Origin of the sequence: Vibrio sp. SCSIO 43137 (genome assembly GCF_028201475.1) — a bacterium.
In the GTDB taxonomy this organism is placed as follows: domain Bacteria; phylum Pseudomonadota; class Gammaproteobacteria; order Enterobacterales; family Vibrionaceae; genus Vibrio.
In genome coordinates this window covers 3217209-3232001 of sequence record NZ_CP116383.1, presented here as the reverse complement: position 1 = coordinate 3232001, position 14793 = coordinate 3217209, and the positions used below count along the sequence as shown (strand labels likewise).

Below are 14793 nucleotides of genomic sequence, written 5' to 3'. Positions count from 1 at the left end.
TGAACAATTTATCAGAGCTTAGATCAATGCGTGCGAGCCGGTGCCATAGAGTGGTAGGATTAGGGGATTATCATAAATAAAACACCGGAAAATTCTTCATGAAAGAGACTGCACCTATTCGAATTGCTACCCGTAAAAGCCCGCTTGCAATGTGGCAGGCATACTATGTAAGAGATGCTCTTCAGGCGGCCCACCCCGGATTGGAAGTGGAGCTGGTCACCATGGTGACGAAAGGAGACATTATTTTAGATACTCCGTTAGCTAAAGTGGGTGGCAAAGGTTTATTTGTTAAAGAGCTTGAGGTTGCCATGCTGGAAGGGCGTGCTGATCTGGCTGTGCATTCCATGAAAGATGTTCCGGTCGCTTTCCCTGAAGGCCTTGGTCTGGTCACCATTTGTGAGCGTGAAGACCCGAGGGATGCTTTTGTTTCTAACACCTATAACTCTATCGATGAGCTGCCTGAAGGTTCTGTTGTCGGAACGTGCAGCCTGCGCCGCCAGTGCCAGTTGAAAGAATCTCGCCCTGATTTGGTGGTAAAAGAGCTTCGCGGTAATGTAAATACTCGTCTGGCCAAATTAGATGCCGGTGAGTACGACGCTATTATTCTCGCTTCTGCAGGCCTGAAGCGTCTGGAGATGGAAGAGCGCATTAAGAGCTTTATTGAACCGGAACAGTCTCTTCCTGCTGTAGGTCAGGGTGCCGTCGGTATAGAGTGTCGTCTGGATGATGAGCGCCTGATTAAGCTACTTGAACCTCTTAACCACAAAGATACCGCAGACAGAGTGCGTTGCGAGCGTGCAATGAACATTCGTCTGGAAGGTGGCTGTCAGGTTCCGATTGGTAGTTACTCAATACTGGAAGGTGATGAAATCTGGTTACGTGCTTTAGTCGGTGAGCCGGATGGCAGTAAAGTAGTACGTGGTGAATTGCGTGGTCACAGGGATGATGCAGAGAAAATGGGCGTTCAGCTTGCTGAGCAACTGTTAGATGAAGGTGCAAAAGAGATACTGGATAAGCTGTACAGCGAACACGAATAGATGAAGGTTCTGGTTACTCGACCTGATCCCGAAGGAAGTGAGTTATGTCAACTGATTGAGCAATGTAAAATCAGTGCAGCTCACTTTCCTCTTATCTCCTTTTCTCAGGGAGCAGGAGCAAGTCAGCTCGGCTCTCTTTTGGCCGAAGCAGATATTGTTATTGCGGTAAGCAAGCACGCTGTGTCGTGGTCCGACAAAATTTTGCAATCGCAGCAATTTTTATGGCCCGATAAAGCTGACTATTTTGCCATTGGTCAAAAAACCGCTCAAAACCTGCGCAGGGTCTCTCGTCAGGACGTACACTATCCTGCGATAAGTGATAGTGAACATTTCCTTCAGTTACCTCAGCTACAAGAAATTGCCGGAAAAAAGGTTGTCATACTAAGAGGCAATGGTGGGCGGGAGCTGATATATGATACCCTGACAAAGTTTGCAGATACTGTTGCATATTGTGAAGTATACCAGCGTCATAAGCGGGAATATGATAGAGCTTCTCAGTTTGCCGACTGGCAGCAACAGGGAATCACGCATCTTATCATTACCAGTGGTGAACAACTGGAACATCTGGCTGGTGGTATTTCGGATAATGACTGGTTAACCAGTCAGATGATTATCGTTCCGAGCCGGCGCATCGCTGACTTGGCAAATGAATTAGGATTTAATAACGTATCGGTCTCGGGAAGTGCATCAAACCCCGACTTATTAGCTGCAATTTTGCCGCGGCATATAACAGGACAAGCGCATGACAAGTAAAAATAACGGGCAAACAGAACCTGAAAAGAAAGACTCTCAAACAGAAGTAACCTCTGAACAGCCGCAAAAGGAAACTAAAGAGGCGAAACCGGCAAAAAATCAAAAAACTGCTGAAGACAACTCTTCCCCTCAATCAGCAGAAGCTGCCGAATCAAAAGCCGATAAGGCGGAAAGCAAATCAGAAACGGCAAGCAAAGAAAAAACTCCGACACCTGTGAGCAAATTTGAAGAGAAACAGGGCAAGCGTGGCGTTAAGCTGGGAACATTCGCTATTTTCCTGACTCTGTTTGTCGGCGGTGGTGCTGCAGTGTTAGTGAACCAGCAGAATACCCAGTATCAGGCACAAATCGCCCAGTTAGAGTCGCAAGTTAAGGCGATGAACTCTCAGTTGGAGCAGAGAATCAGTGCAACAGAGAGTGCAACCAAGTCTCAGATTACTCAGGCAGTGAATCACACTGAAACTGCAATTGGTCAACAAGAAAAGAGCATTAAGAGTTTGCAGGTTGCCCTTGCCGATGTGAAAGGAAGACGTCCTAACGACTGGCTTCTGGCAGAATCAGATTATCTGGTGAAACTGGCAGGACGCAAACTGTTGCTGGAAAAAGATGTTGAAAGTGCAACCCTGCTGATGGAGAGTGCCGACCAGCGAATCTCTGTACTTAATGACCCGAGCCTGATGCCTTTGCGTCAGGAGATGGCAAAAGATATCACCGCGCTGAAGTCTGTTGCCCTTATCGATAAAGATGGTCTGGCGCTGCGTCTGATCAGCTTACAACAGCAGGTCGATCAGCTACCTCTGGCCAACGCTATCCTTCCGGAAGCCGCTGTTGTTAAGAAAGCCGTTGTTTCTGAAGATATCAATGACTGGCAGGAAAACCTGATGACTTCTCTGAAAGACTTTTCTGAGCAGTTTATTACTTTCCGTACCCGTGATGGTAATGTGATTCCGCTGTTATCACCTAAGCAGCACTATTACCTTAAAGAGAACATTAAAGGCAAAATCGAGACGGCTATTCGTGCCATCTATCAGGAAAACCAAGAGATCTATAAGACCTCCCTGCAGGTTGCTGACGAGTGGGCAATGCAGTTCTTTAAGCTGGATGATCCTGCAGTAGAGCAGTTCGATAAAACCATTAAGCAACTTTCCGGTAAAAATATTGAGATCAAGTATCCGGTTAAGCTGGTATCTCAGAAAGCACTGTCTGATGTTATTAACGAGCGTTTACGTCGTCAGGTAACCAGCATGACTACGGAGGACAAACAATGATTAGGATGATCTTTCTGTTTGCCGTACTTGGTATCGGGCTGTTTATCGGAACTCAGTTTGCCGGACAACAAGGTTATGTTCTCATCTCTATTGCCGACAAAACTGTAGAGATGAGTGTAACCACACTGGTGGTGTTTATTATTGCCCTGCTGGCGGCTCTGTTCTTTACCGAGTTTGTTATTAAGAAAACTCTGCATGCCAGTGCGACAACCTGGAACTGGTTTAGTGTCAGAAAAGTAAAACGTGCCCGTCGTTATACTAACGAAGGTATTGTTAAGCTGCTTGAAGGTGACTGGCAGGCTGCAGAGAAGAAAGTAACCCGCTGGGCAAATCACCACGATATGCCACTGCTGTGTTACTTGATCGCTTCAGAGGCAGCTCAGGAAATGGGTAACGATCAGAAGCGAGACCATTATCTTGCCCTTGCTGACAAACAGGATAACTCTAAGCTTGCTGTTCAGCTTACCAAAGCGCGTCAGCAGATCAGGGAAAAACAGTATCAGCTGGCCTATGAATCTCTTTCTGAGCTTAAGGTATCAAATCCGGATAACCCTATGGTTCTGGCGTTGCTGAAAACCGCTTATGTAAACCTTAAGATGTGGCAACCGCTTCTGGAGATTTTACCTAAACTGGCTAAGTCTAAGAATATTGATGCCCAGCAGCAGGTGCAACTGTTTAAACAGGCTCAGAGCGGCATGTTAATTGATGTTGCCCATGAGAAGGGGAGTGAGGGCTTACTTGCTCACTGGAACAAGTTACCTAAGAAGGTTCGTCAGGATGGTGATTTAATTGTCTGCCTTGTAGAGCAGTTAATGGCAAGAGAGGCCGATAACGAAGCCTTTACGGTTATTAAAGAAGCCATTAAGAAGAAAACCGCTACTCAGGAGCTGATTGCCCTGATACCTGAACTGAACATTTCTGATGAGCACCCTTCAGTCGTTATGCTGGAAGGCGTGATTAAAAAGGATCCGGAGAATGCAGCTGCACACAGTGCATTAGGACAACTGCTTATCCGCTCTGAGAAATGGCAGCAGGCACAGCAGCACCTTGAGACGGCACTGTCCGTTAGGGCAAATGTGACTGACTATGCTTATCTTGCTGATGCGCTTGAAAAGCAGGATTTAACTCATGCAGCAAATGATGTTTCTAAACAAGCTCTGAAGCTGGTGGAAGCCAGATAAAGTCAGATAACTCTTAGTGTTGAAAGCCAGTGATAACTAATCATTAGTTCACTGGCTTTTTTATTGCCTGCAGAAAGGTAGCGGTTAACTCTCTTTATACTTGTGACCGCTTTTATCTGCTTTAAAGACAGAGAGGTAGTGTTGAAAGTAATCGGATAATTGTGCCGCTTCTGTGGTTTGCCCCAACTGAGATAGCAGCTCAATTGCAACCTCACAGGTACATAGATTGCCCGGCTGCTGGTTTTTTCGCAGGGAGTAAGCGGATGGCCTGTCTGTGGTCAGATGCACTGTAGCAATATCCTTTAACCACTCACTCTTATTGAGCATTTTCTTCGCTTCCTGCCAGGTAGAATCGAGAATAATAAACAGGAATTCTGATTGGCTGGCTGCTTTACAATCCATCTGCTCAAGTGAACAACTTTTCTCTGACGGGAATAGCAGCAGCACTCTTTTGTCCTTGCTATTAATTCTTCGCAGCAATTCTGCATCGGGCTGTTTTCTGTCCCAGAGAAAAGTGCTGCAGTTGTTCAGAGTCTGGCTGACTATTTTCCCGCTATTGGTATCCCTTAGCATTTCATTGGGGTGAGTAAGCAGAATAATTTCGGTTTTGCTGTTTAGCTTTGGTATTAGTGTACACAGGCACTGAAAGGATAAGCCGCACCCCGGGCACGGCTCTGGTTTCTGGAGAGAATTTTTTGTCATGCTAATTGTCAGATTTAAACAATACTAAACCACTATTATGTATGGTGTAGATAATACCATTCACTTTCTCTCTGGTCGCCTGAATCGCCTGTCCGTTTTTACTGAATATCCTTTCAGAGATCAGTTTTTGCCCCTGATGGTGGGTCATCACCACCTGAACCTGACCGGCGTTTATCTGTTGCCAGTAGCCGGTTTCCCACCTTTCCTGCTGGTTGTCGTCATATTGGTAGCGGGCTAATGCAGTATGATCCGGTTTTAACTCCAGAGTGACCGTTAAGGCATTGGGGCCATTACTTACTGCCTGATAGACACCACTCCAGTTAAGGGTACTGTCGAAGTTAGAGAGAGCTGCGCAGCCATTCAACTCTTTATCCTCTGAGTTCAGGCTGGCTTTCCAGCCATAGATAGTATCACTCATGGAGTCACGGCATAGCTGGCGGGAGAGTTTCAACTGGTGTTCGCTAAGGCGATAAACTCTTTTCTGGTTGGTGATATCACTGTCCATGATGCCCAGAGTTTTTTCGCTATCCATTTTTTTGTAGCTAACATGATTCTTTTTAAAGCTGACGGACCAGAAGGGTTCATTACCAACAGCCGTTGTAGAGCGCAGAGGCAGTTGACACCTTTGCGGGTTTTCTGTGCTAACCATATTGATGCTGGAAACAGTTATCTGAGCGGTAAACCCTCCGGAGTAGCTACTGTTTTCCGTAACGGCTAAGGTTCCGATAAGTTCGGCATACATTGGCTGATAAGGCTTAGAGGATATCGCCAGAATGGCATTTTGTTGTGGCCGGTTAAAGTCTGCCCAAAATTGTTGCTTACTGCCGCAAGGAGTAAAGGAGTGAGTATCCGGACCTATGACTAACAACCCGCGCATTATAAATTGAGCTGCTGGTGTTTCTTCTTGCGAAAGTTGAGTCGCTGCTAGTTCGTTGACCTGAACCCTTTCTATATCGGCTAGCGGATTAACTGAGTTACTGGTGGAGCATGCCTGAAGATAGAGGCTGGTGAGCACCAGCAGAGTAGTTTTTGCTTTCAGTGACATAGCCGTTTTCCTTAACCGGAGAAATTATAAGTCAGACCTTAGGACATAAAGAGATGTAAGAAGTTTAGTAGAAAATGGCAAAAGCAGCACAAGGCTGCTTTTGGATTACATCTGATGAGGGAATGTAGCAGGCTACAACAAGTGAGTTGTCAGATATTTTGCTACTGCATGCTCAGCATTAGTACCTATGACTTCGTTATCCGGTAGTGCATTTTTTACTTTGGTGTGAGCGGTACCCATTATCAGCCCTTTGCCGGCCATGGATAGCATCTCTACATCGTTCATGCCGTCGCCGAAGGCAATACACTCATTCAGTGACATATCCAGATGCCTAGCAACAGCATCAAGGGCTTCCCCTTTAGAGACGTCCTGCCCCATCACTTCTAAACATTCAGGGGCGGAGAAGGCCACACTAACCTGATTACCATACTGCTGCTTAATCTTATGCTCGAATTCTGCAAGGTAGTCATGATCATCATGAATCAGGAAAATCTTAGCCACACCATCAATAGGCGCAGAGTCTACATCAAACAGCTGATAACTAAACTTAGATTCCTTATGGAATACTTTTAACCTTTCATCCTCACGGTTAAGCAGCCAGTGATCATTTTGATACAGGTTAATCCGGATATCATCATCGTGTTTTGCCATATTAATAATAGGCTGAATCAGATCAGGTTCGATGTTCTTGCCATACATCAGTTTGTCTTCCGTATCGTGAACTCTGGCCCCGTTAGAGGTAATCATATAAGCGGGTATACCCACCTGCTGACGGATGTTCGCTACATCGACATGATGGCGGCCGGTGGCAAAAATAAAGGTGTAGCCGTTCTTGTGCAGTTTTTTCAGAGTCTGCTTACTTAATTCACTAAGCTGGTGGTCGGGAGCAAGCAGGGTTCCGTCAAGATCCGAAGCAACAATTCTGATATGGGAGTGAGAGTCAGCAGACATAAAAACCTCTTAGAACAAACGAATTGCCGCTATTGTATGGCAATTTTGTTTTTGAAAAGAGGGAAAAGGCTAGTTTCCCCTTTTAGGCTGCTGAAAAAAAAGAGAGTATTTCTTTTAGGGCAATATCTCTGTGCGTATCGGACTCAAACAAGATTTCATGCCTGCTGCCCTCGATAATGGTCATCCGGCAATCAGGATTGGTTTTGGCCAGTTTTTTAATAAAAGTGGTCTGTGCCTGATTGCTGACAATCTTATCCTGACCTCCCTGCAAAAGTAGTAGCGGAATAGTGACTTTATCTGCCTCTTTTATACAGAGTTCTGCTCCCTTTAATCCCTGCCAGACCCAACGTGCGCTGGGGCCGCCAAGCTTAAGCTCAGGTATTTTTTCATAAAGGTCACGGAACCATTTATAGCGCGTATGGCTGGAGGTGAGAGGGTTAATCTCGAAAGGTTTGGCAAAATAGGCTTTGTTTTTGGTGATATAGAAAGGCTGCTTTATCAGTGCCGTGATTAACGGAGTAAGATAGTTCGCTACCGGCTTCATATACCAGGGCATATCAACACCGTACATAGGAGCGCTTAGAGCGATAGCGTCAAACTCAATATCCGGCTGACTCTGTAAGTATCGTGTCGCTATAGCACCACCCATAGAATGGGCGAGAATAAATTTGTGCTGATAACCTGCAAGGTTGAACTGCTTCAGGGCACAGGCCATATCCTCAACATAGTCTGAGAATAAACCAACGTGACCGATCTGAGGGTCATCCGCCAGCCTTTCTGACATGCCTTGTCCTCTGTGATCAAAGGAGTAAACATCAAAACCCTGATGATAAAGCTCGTAAAACAGCTCCTGATACTTCCATGCCGATTCAATACGACCATTAACAATAACGACAGCTTTATCATGGTTGGCTGAAGTCAGGCTGGCCCAGAAGATCTGCTTGTTATTGACCCCCTGAAAATAGCCTTGCTCCCTTTTTTGCCAGAGGGATTCAAATTGGCCGGTTTTATTTTCTGCATCATGTAAAGGCTTAGGTTGCATGCTGTTTTAGTTACGGGTTATCACTGTTGCTTTTAGGGTATCACTCATAACTGCTTGTTTGTAAGAAATGTTTTTTGCTGTCCATTTTCAGTTACAACTGAGAGGTCATTGAGCTATATGAATGTTTTGTGACACGAAAGCGGAGGCCTTGATTTTTGCTGAAAGTGAAATAATATATGCGTATATCCATATATTTGGTGCTAATTATGATTCCAAGTCAGTTTTTTAAGTTGTTATCAGACGAAACCCGGGTTCGTTGTCTGATTCTTATCTGCCGTGAAGAGTCCCTTTGTGTCTGTGAGTTGACGGCGGCTCTGCAAGAGAGCCAACCGAAAATTTCCCGTCACCTTGCTATGCTAAGACAATCAGGCGTGCTGGTTGATGAAAGGCGAGGTCAGTGGATTAAGTATCAGATATCAGAAGATCTGCCCGGCTGGATGAAAAAGATAATCGATGGTTTGCAGGCGTCAAACTGTCTTAAACAGCAGTATCAACAAGATGTGCAGCGGTTGACCGATATGACAGATCGTCCGGTTGATTGTTAGAAGAGTTTTTTAAACGAGGTAACTTATGTCTATAAAAGTAGGTATCAACGGTTTTGGCAGAATTGGCCGCTTGGCGATGAGAGCAGCATTCGACTGGCCGGAACTGGAGTTTGTTTTGATTAATGACGTTGCGGGTGATACGGCAACACTGGCACATCTTCTGGAGTTTGATTCTGTTCAGGGTCGCTGGCACCACGAAGTGACAAGTGAAGGTGATACGCTATTTATTGACGGTAAATCAGTGAAAACCACTCAGCAGAGAGAGATTGATGCCGTTGACTGGTCAGGATGCGATGTTGTTATTGAAGCGACCGGTGTTCACCGTAAAACATCATTCCTGAACAAGTATCTGGATCAGGGTGTTAAGCGTGTGGTGGTATCGGCTCCGGTCAAAGAAGACGGTGTTGCCAACATTGTGGTTGGTGTGAACGATCATATCTTTGATGCAGCAACTCACAAAATTGTTACCGCTGCGTCTTGTACGACAAACTGTATCGCACCGGTAGTGAAAGTTATCCATGAGAAGCTGGGTATCGAACAATCATCCTTTACCACTATCCACGATCTGACTAATACACAGACGATTCTGGATGCTCCCCACAAAGATCTGCGCCGTGCCAGAGCGTGCGGAATGAGCTTGATTCCTACCACAACAGGAAGTGCCAAAGCCATCGTAGAGATTTTCCCTGAGCTGAAAGATAAGATTAACGGCCACGCAGTTCGTGTTCCTCTGGCGAATGCCTCCCTGACGGACATTATTTTTGATGTTAAGCGCGATACTACAGCGGAAGAAGTGAATGCCTTGCTGAAAGAGGCTTCTGAAGGCGAACTGAAAGGTATTCTTGGTTTTGAAGAGCGTCCTCTGGTCTCTATTGACTATAAAGGCGATCAACGCTCGACCATAGTTGATGCGCTATCCACCATGGTAGTCGGCAGCCGTATGGTTAAAGTTTACGCCTGGTATGACAATGAAATGGGCTATGCGACCCGTACTGCTGAGTTGGTTCGTAAAGTGGGTTTGGCATAGGAGTATTTGAGATGACACATCCGACATGGGAACTGCCTCTTGCTGAGCAGGAAGGCGCTTTGATTCTGACTCCTTGTCCCGGAACTAAAGAGGTGGATCTTGAAACCTCTTTGCAGCAAATAAAGCAGCAGGGTGCTAAAGCCGTTGTTACCGCACTGAATGCAGAAGAGATGCAGAAAGCTGGTGTTGCAGAGTTGCCGGAAATGGTAGCAAAGCTGGGGATGCACTGGTACCACCTGCCAATTGAAGATGATTGTGCACCTGAAGCTGACTTTCAACAGCAGTGGAACAAGGTATCACCTGAGCTGCATGAGATCCTTAAGGCGGACAGGAAAATAGCCATACACTGCATGGGCGGTTCCGGCAGAACTGGCTTGCTGGCTGCACATCTGCTGCTGGAGAAGCAGTGGTCACTGGACACCATTAAGCAGCAGGTACAAGCGTTGCGTCCCGGCGCATTCACCAAGCAGGTTCAGATCGATTACATAGATCAATTTGCGGCATCAAAATAAGTTCGGTTAGCTTTTGGATCATCATGATCCAAAAGCTATAACAGCTGTTATTTTTCTGGGTTAGTTATGTTTTCAAGCATAAGTAAAAGTGTTCGCCAGTATATGCTGGTGACTTTCAATTATTGGAACTTCACCATTACTGATGGTGCATTACGCATGTTGGTGGTGCTCTATTTTCATGATCTCGGTTATGGCACGTTGGCGATAGCTTCCCTGTTCCTGTTTTATGAGTTCTTTGGCGTGGTTACTAACCTGGTCGGTGGCTGGTTAGGGGCGAGGCTGGGACTTAACCGGACTATGAATATAGGTCTATCGATGCAGGTAGTTGCTCTGCTTATGCTGAGCGTATCTGAGAGCTGGCTGACGATTCCGTGGGTGATGGCTGCTCAGGCAGTATCCGGTATAGCCAAAGATCTCAATAAGATGAGCGCTAAAAGTGCCATTAAGACATTGGTCCCTGATGAGCAGCAAGGTGCTTTATATAAGTGGATTGCCATTCTGACGGGATCGAAAAATGCCCTGAAAGGAGCAGGATTCTTTATTGGCGGCCTGCTGTTGTCCCTGATTGGCTTTAAGTATGCAGTGCTTAGTATGGCGGCAGTACTGGCTATGGTATTGATTGGCAGCCTGATCAGCCTTGAGAGCGATATGGGTAAGGCGAAGAACAAGCCTAAGTTTAAACATATCTTTTCTAAATCACGCAGTATTAATATCTTATCAGCGGCCCGTATGTTCCTTTTCGGTGCAAGGGATGTCTGGTTTGTGGTTGCTCTTCCCGTTTATCTCGGAACCGTGTTTCGCTGGGATCACCTATGGGTTGGTGGGTTTCTGGCACTGTGGGTTATTGCCTACGGTTTAGTACAGGGAGTTGCCCCTAAGATCACCGGTAAAGCGCAGGGAAAAGTTCCCGATGGCAGTGTGGCGATGTGGTGGGTTGCTTTGCTGGCGGGAATTACCGGCCTGATAGCTTATGGCGTTCAGCTTGGCTGGCAGCCGCAACTGGTTATTATTGTTGGTCTGCTACTGTTTGGAGCGGTATTTGCCGTAAACTCGTCTCTTCACTCCTACCTGATTGTCAGTTATGCAAAGGGAGACGGTGTCTCTCTGGATGTTGGTTTTTACTATATGGCTAATGCTATGGGACGTCTGATAGGCACTATTCTGTCGGGCTGGATATTCCAGATTGCCGGCTTGGCTGCATGTTTATGGGTGTCCTTTGCATTTCTGGCGCTGACGACATTTATCTCTCTCTATCTTCCTAAAGCTGACCAGAGCAAGCTGGCTCAGTCTTGACCTTAAGGTTATACATCCGGTTTAATGGTTTGATATTTAACTATTAAGCCGGATTATGCCGCAGCGATTTCTCTTTTTTGATTTGCTACGTTGTATCGCTGCAATAACCGTTGTGGCGATTCACGTATTAACGCCCTACAAGTATCAGCTTGGAGAGCTCCCTTTCTACCAGTGGTTTACCGCTATTGCCGTAAACGGTTCGGCACGTTGGGCAGTTCCTGTGTTTATTCTTATCACCGGGGCACTACTGCTAAGTGATAGACGAGAGTTTGAAGGCCGTTACTATATTAAAAGGCGGCTGGCTAAAGTGGTTGTGCCCTTTATTGTCTGGTCGGTTTTTTATGCCTTTCTGTCCGGCTGGCAGCCTGAAGGTTTTGAGCTACAAACGGTTCAGCACCTGATTGTGAATAGTTACCAGCAGGAAACCTATTACCACCTCGGTTTTTTTTATTACTTTATACCCCTCTATCTTATCGCACCGGCTTTTCATTTTATGGTCAGGAGCAATCAGACTCAGGTACTGAATGTTTTTGTTTTGCTGTGGCTTATTACCAGTTGCCTGTATCTGTTCTCTGTCGACGGAATATGGAGCAATCAGCTGTGGCTGTATAGTGGCTACTTACCTCTAGGCTATATTCTGTTTAAGCAGGTTTCAGTCAGCAGGCGTAATATCGCTCTGATATCACTGTTTGGGATAGCGAGTGTAATGCTGACCATTACTATGGTGACAAACCTTAGCCTGACAGCAGATGAATACAGGGTAGGGCGCTGGCTCTCTTATAAGACCATCAATACCATCGTTATTGCGGCTATGGTTTTTCTGCTTTGTCGTGCAATTGCCCCACGCTTGCCTGAACGCTTGCACAGTATGGTTAAAAGCGGCAGTCGATACAGTTTGGGGATCTATCTGCTTCATCCTTTGTTTCTATGGCCGGTAAAATTTTTTGGCTGGGACGACGGTAACCCTGTCTGGATGATACCTTTCTGGACGCTGGTGGCTTTTCTGCTGGCTTTGCTGGCCAGTTATTTATTATCCCGATCCGTTAAAACACGCTGGCTGGTGCCCTGATAAACTGCATTGAGTCTTATTATTTCTGTTTAGTTAAAACGTTTTGAGTCTACTTAGGTATATACTTTAAAAGGGGAAGTCGTTTGAGTGTAGGGAGGAATTACGATGTCAGATATTGAGAAAGTCGTTATGCGCACTCGCCGGATTGAGAAGCTACTGAGAGTTCAGTACCGGGCGGACGGCAAAGGCCTGCATCAGCTGGTCACCAGCTGTGAAGAGCGGTTACCTCATGATGTGATCGGAAAACTGCGTTATATAGCCACCATCAGAAACAAAGTCGTCCATGAAGACAATTACCGGCTTGAAGACAGAAAGCAGTTTCTGACGGTGTGTGATGAGTGTGAGAAAGAGCTGACTCCAAGAGCTGGGCGTTTTATCTGGCGGGTAGCTGTCTCGCTGATGATGCTGATTACTCTGGCGGCACTTGGTTTTTACTATGTGCACTGGGACAAACTGTCTCAGCACCTGTAAATGACAAGCTAGTAAGAGAATTATGAGTAGTGACTGGAAGTGTATTTGGTTAACATTTTGTTGTAAATGTTACTTGCTTGATCTTGGCTTATTACCCGATAGGGTTATTTAGTCGCTGAGATCCAACTATTGGTAATTGTTACTGGACTATAAGAGGTTTTTTTCTACACTGGCGACCTTCGGAACAAGGAGGAAGCACTATGTGGAGCTGGCTGCTAGTCGGACTGTCTGGTTTGATTCATATCTCAACTGCAAATCATGAGAATAAGCGGCTGTCTTACGTGTTTAAGCCAATAACCCTACTTTTGTTGCTGGCAATTCTGGTTGTTTCCGGTCGTGAACAGGCTCAGTTTTTCTGGGTGGCGGCAGGATTAATCTTATCCATCTGTGCTGATTTTTTCTGGTCACGTCCTAAAGCAAAAGTGAAAGCCGCTTTTACCACTTTTATCTTCGCTTTTCTCTGTTATAGCAAAGCTCTCTGGCTGCCGTTTTCCGGTGAAATCAGCTGGTGGTTACCTGCTTTGCTGTTCGCTACCGGCGTGATGGTGGTATTACTTCTGTTACCGAAACTAGATACCGTTGTTGTTCCTGTCTCTATTATGGGGGTGATTCTGGTTCAGATGGTTTGGGCATCAACGGCTGTCTGGTTACTGGAACCCACGACAACTCATCTGTATGCCTGTATTGCTTCCTGCATTTTTATACTGGCCACTCTGGTTCGGGCGTTGAACATCTACCGCACATCTGCCATCAGAGCGGATCTACTCTCTACGGCCGGGCTGTTTCTTGGACAGGCATTTATTGTTGCTTCAGTGATTGCATAATTCTGAATACTCACTACAATTCTGCATAATGTGATCTGGCGCTGGTTTTTTCAGCTGATACTCTTTTTCCTGACATAGGGATAAACTCCTGTTTCAGGGTATTCTTAGCGTTTTTAACATGCTGGAAAATACGATGCCGAATAATATCCATGGTCATAAAGTACTGGAACTTCTTTCTCAACAACCCCTTACGCGAGATGAGCTAAAGGCGACACTTCTGGACACGTACGGTGAAGATGTGTTGTTTCATACCTGTAAAAGCGACGGGCTGGATTTTGACACTCTGTTTGATTTCTTTATCGAGAGAGAAAAAGTCGCTCTGGTTGACGGAAAGTACACAGATTGCAGAGAAAACAGGTGCCAGCATTAACAGGCCGATTTAGCCTGAAACTGCTTGTTCACTGACTTTAATAAATTAAGCTAAATAAGATGAGAACAGAATAAATATGGAACTATTGTCTGCAGCAACCATGCTGTTTTTAATTATGGATCCTCTCGGGAATCTCCCGGTTATTTTATCCATTCTTAAACATATCGATCCGAAAAGACGTCGAATTATTTTAGTCCGGGAGCTTTGTATTGCTCTTGTTATCCTGATGGCTTTTCTGTTTGGTGGGCAGACGGTTCTTAACTTCCTGCATGTACAGCCGGAAACATTAAGTATATCGGGCGGCGTAATTCTGTTTATTATTGCTATCCGTATGATATTCCCTCAGCCGGGGGGCGTAACCGGGCTGGCGGCGGGCGAGGAACCTTACATCGTTCCTATGGCAATACCTATGATTGCCGGACCTTCAGTGATGGCGTCATTGCTTCTGTTATCCAGTCAGGAGCCCGACAGAACATGGGAGTGGGCTGGTGCACTGCTGATCGCCTGGGGAGCCAGCTTTGTCATTCTTATGTTCTATAACTTCTTCCATAAGCTGCTTGGGGAGAGAGGTTTGAAAGCCGTTGAAAGGCTGATGGGCTTACTCTTGATTATGATCTCAACCCAGATGCTACTTGACGGTGTCAAAGATTATCTGGGCTAAATTGAGCTGATTGATAGCGGATAAATAAAAGCGCATCTGAGAT

The 14793-nt window shown here is 45.7% G+C and carries 17 protein-coding genes; 13 read left to right on the top strand and 4 right to left on the bottom strand.

All coding sequences use genetic code 11. The annotated features are described in order from the left end of the window. Nucleotides 1-98 precede the first annotated feature (98 nt). The 4 genes from hemC to PK654_RS15190 are packed head-to-tail and all read left to right on the top strand — an operon-like array spanning nt 99 to nt 4238. A complete protein-coding gene (gene hemC / locus PK654_RS15205) occupies nt 99-1037 on the top strand; it encodes a hydroxymethylbilane synthase (RefSeq protein ID WP_271696788.1) in 939 nt (312 codons plus the stop codon). Then, complete coding sequence (locus tag PK654_RS15200; RefSeq protein ID WP_271696787.1) at nt 1038-1790, top strand: uroporphyrinogen-III synthase; 753 nt, start codon at nt 1038-1040, stop codon at nt 1788-1790. After that, nucleotides 1780-3057: a uroporphyrinogen-III C-methyltransferase gene (locus PK654_RS15195; protein ID WP_271696786.1), complete on the top strand. Its 1278-nt coding sequence runs from the start codon at nt 1780-1782 to the stop codon at nt 3055-3057. The genes PK654_RS15200 and PK654_RS15195 overlap by 11 nt, the downstream gene beginning before the upstream one ends. Next, nucleotides 3054-4238, top strand: coding sequence for a heme biosynthesis protein HemY (locus tag PK654_RS15190; RefSeq protein WP_271696785.1), 1185 nt, complete (start codon nt 3054-3056; stop codon nt 4236-4238). Before PK654_RS15195 ends, PK654_RS15190 begins: the two co-directional genes overlap by 4 nt. A gap of 84 nt (nt 4239-4322) precedes the next feature. Here PK654_RS15190 and PK654_RS15185 read toward each other — a convergent pair whose 3' ends face one another. From PK654_RS15185 to PK654_RS15170, 4 genes are all read right to left on the bottom strand, one after another. Further along, nucleotides 4323-4940 carry a tRNA-uridine aminocarboxypropyltransferase gene (locus PK654_RS15185; protein WP_271696784.1) on the bottom strand — a complete coding sequence of 206 codons (618 nt, stop codon included), beginning with the start codon at nt 4938-4940 and terminating at the stop codon, nt 4323-4325. Nucleotide 4941: 1 nt separating this feature from the next. Next, nucleotides 4942-5985 (bottom strand): hypothetical protein, encoded by a 1044-nt coding sequence (locus PK654_RS15180; protein ID WP_271696783.1) that lies wholly within the window; start codon nt 5983-5985, stop codon nt 4942-4944. A 132-nt stretch (nt 5986-6117) separates the two neighbouring features. Next, the gene (locus PK654_RS15175; protein WP_271696782.1) at nt 6118-6936 is read right to left on the bottom strand and encodes a Cof-type HAD-IIB family hydrolase; all 819 of its coding nucleotides are present in this window, start codon (nt 6934-6936) and stop codon (nt 6118-6120) included. Nucleotides 6937-7018: 82 nt separating this feature from the next. Further along, nucleotides 7019-7978, bottom strand: a complete 960-nt coding sequence (locus PK654_RS15170) for an alpha/beta fold hydrolase (protein ID WP_271696781.1) — start codon at nt 7976-7978, stop codon at nt 7019-7021. Between the two features lie 206 nt (nt 7979-8184). On the opposite strand from PK654_RS15170, the gene PK654_RS15165 reads away from it, so the two are divergent. From PK654_RS15165 to PK654_RS15125, 9 genes are all read left to right on the top strand, one after another. After that, entirely contained in the window at nt 8185-8523 is a 339-nt protein-coding gene (locus PK654_RS15165) for a metalloregulator ArsR/SmtB family transcription factor (protein ID WP_271696780.1), read from the top strand. Nucleotides 8524-8548: 25 nt separating this feature from the next. After that, complete coding sequence (locus PK654_RS15160; RefSeq protein WP_271696779.1) at nt 8549-9550, top strand: ArsJ-associated glyceraldehyde-3-phosphate dehydrogenase; 1002 nt, start codon at nt 8549-8551, stop codon at nt 9548-9550. A gap of 11 nt (nt 9551-9561) precedes the next feature. Continuing rightward, entirely contained in the window at nt 9562-10062 is a 501-nt protein-coding gene (locus tag PK654_RS15155) for a cyclin-dependent kinase inhibitor 3 family protein (protein WP_271696778.1), read from the top strand. A 66-nt stretch (nt 10063-10128) separates the two neighbouring features. Further along, nucleotides 10129-11355 carry an organoarsenical effux MFS transporter ArsJ gene (gene arsJ, locus PK654_RS15150; protein WP_271696777.1) on the top strand — a complete coding sequence of 409 codons (1227 nt, stop codon included), beginning with the start codon at nt 10129-10131 and terminating at the stop codon, nt 11353-11355. A gap of 55 nt (nt 11356-11410) precedes the next feature. Beyond that, entirely contained in the window at nt 11411-12424 is a 1014-nt protein-coding gene (locus PK654_RS15145) for an acyltransferase (RefSeq protein WP_271696776.1), read from the top strand. 105 nt (nt 12425-12529) lie between these two features. Then, a complete protein-coding gene (locus PK654_RS15140) occupies nt 12530-12895 on the top strand; it encodes a DUF4145 domain-containing protein (RefSeq protein ID WP_271696775.1) in 366 nt (121 codons plus the stop codon). Between the two features lie 200 nt (nt 12896-13095). After that, nucleotides 13096-13719, top strand: a complete 624-nt coding sequence (locus PK654_RS15135) for a lysoplasmalogenase (RefSeq protein WP_271696774.1) — start codon at nt 13096-13098, stop codon at nt 13717-13719. Nucleotides 13720-13852: 133 nt separating this feature from the next. Continuing rightward, on the top strand, nt 13853-14089 hold the full coding sequence (locus tag PK654_RS15130) for a YecH family metal-binding protein (protein WP_271696773.1): 237 nt from the start codon (nt 13853-13855) through the stop codon (nt 14087-14089). 76 nt (nt 14090-14165) lie between these two features. Continuing rightward, nucleotides 14166-14750 (top strand): YhgN family NAAT transporter, encoded by a 585-nt coding sequence (locus tag PK654_RS15125; protein WP_271696772.1) that lies wholly within the window; start codon nt 14166-14168, stop codon nt 14748-14750. Nucleotides 14751-14793: the final 43 nt, after the last annotated feature.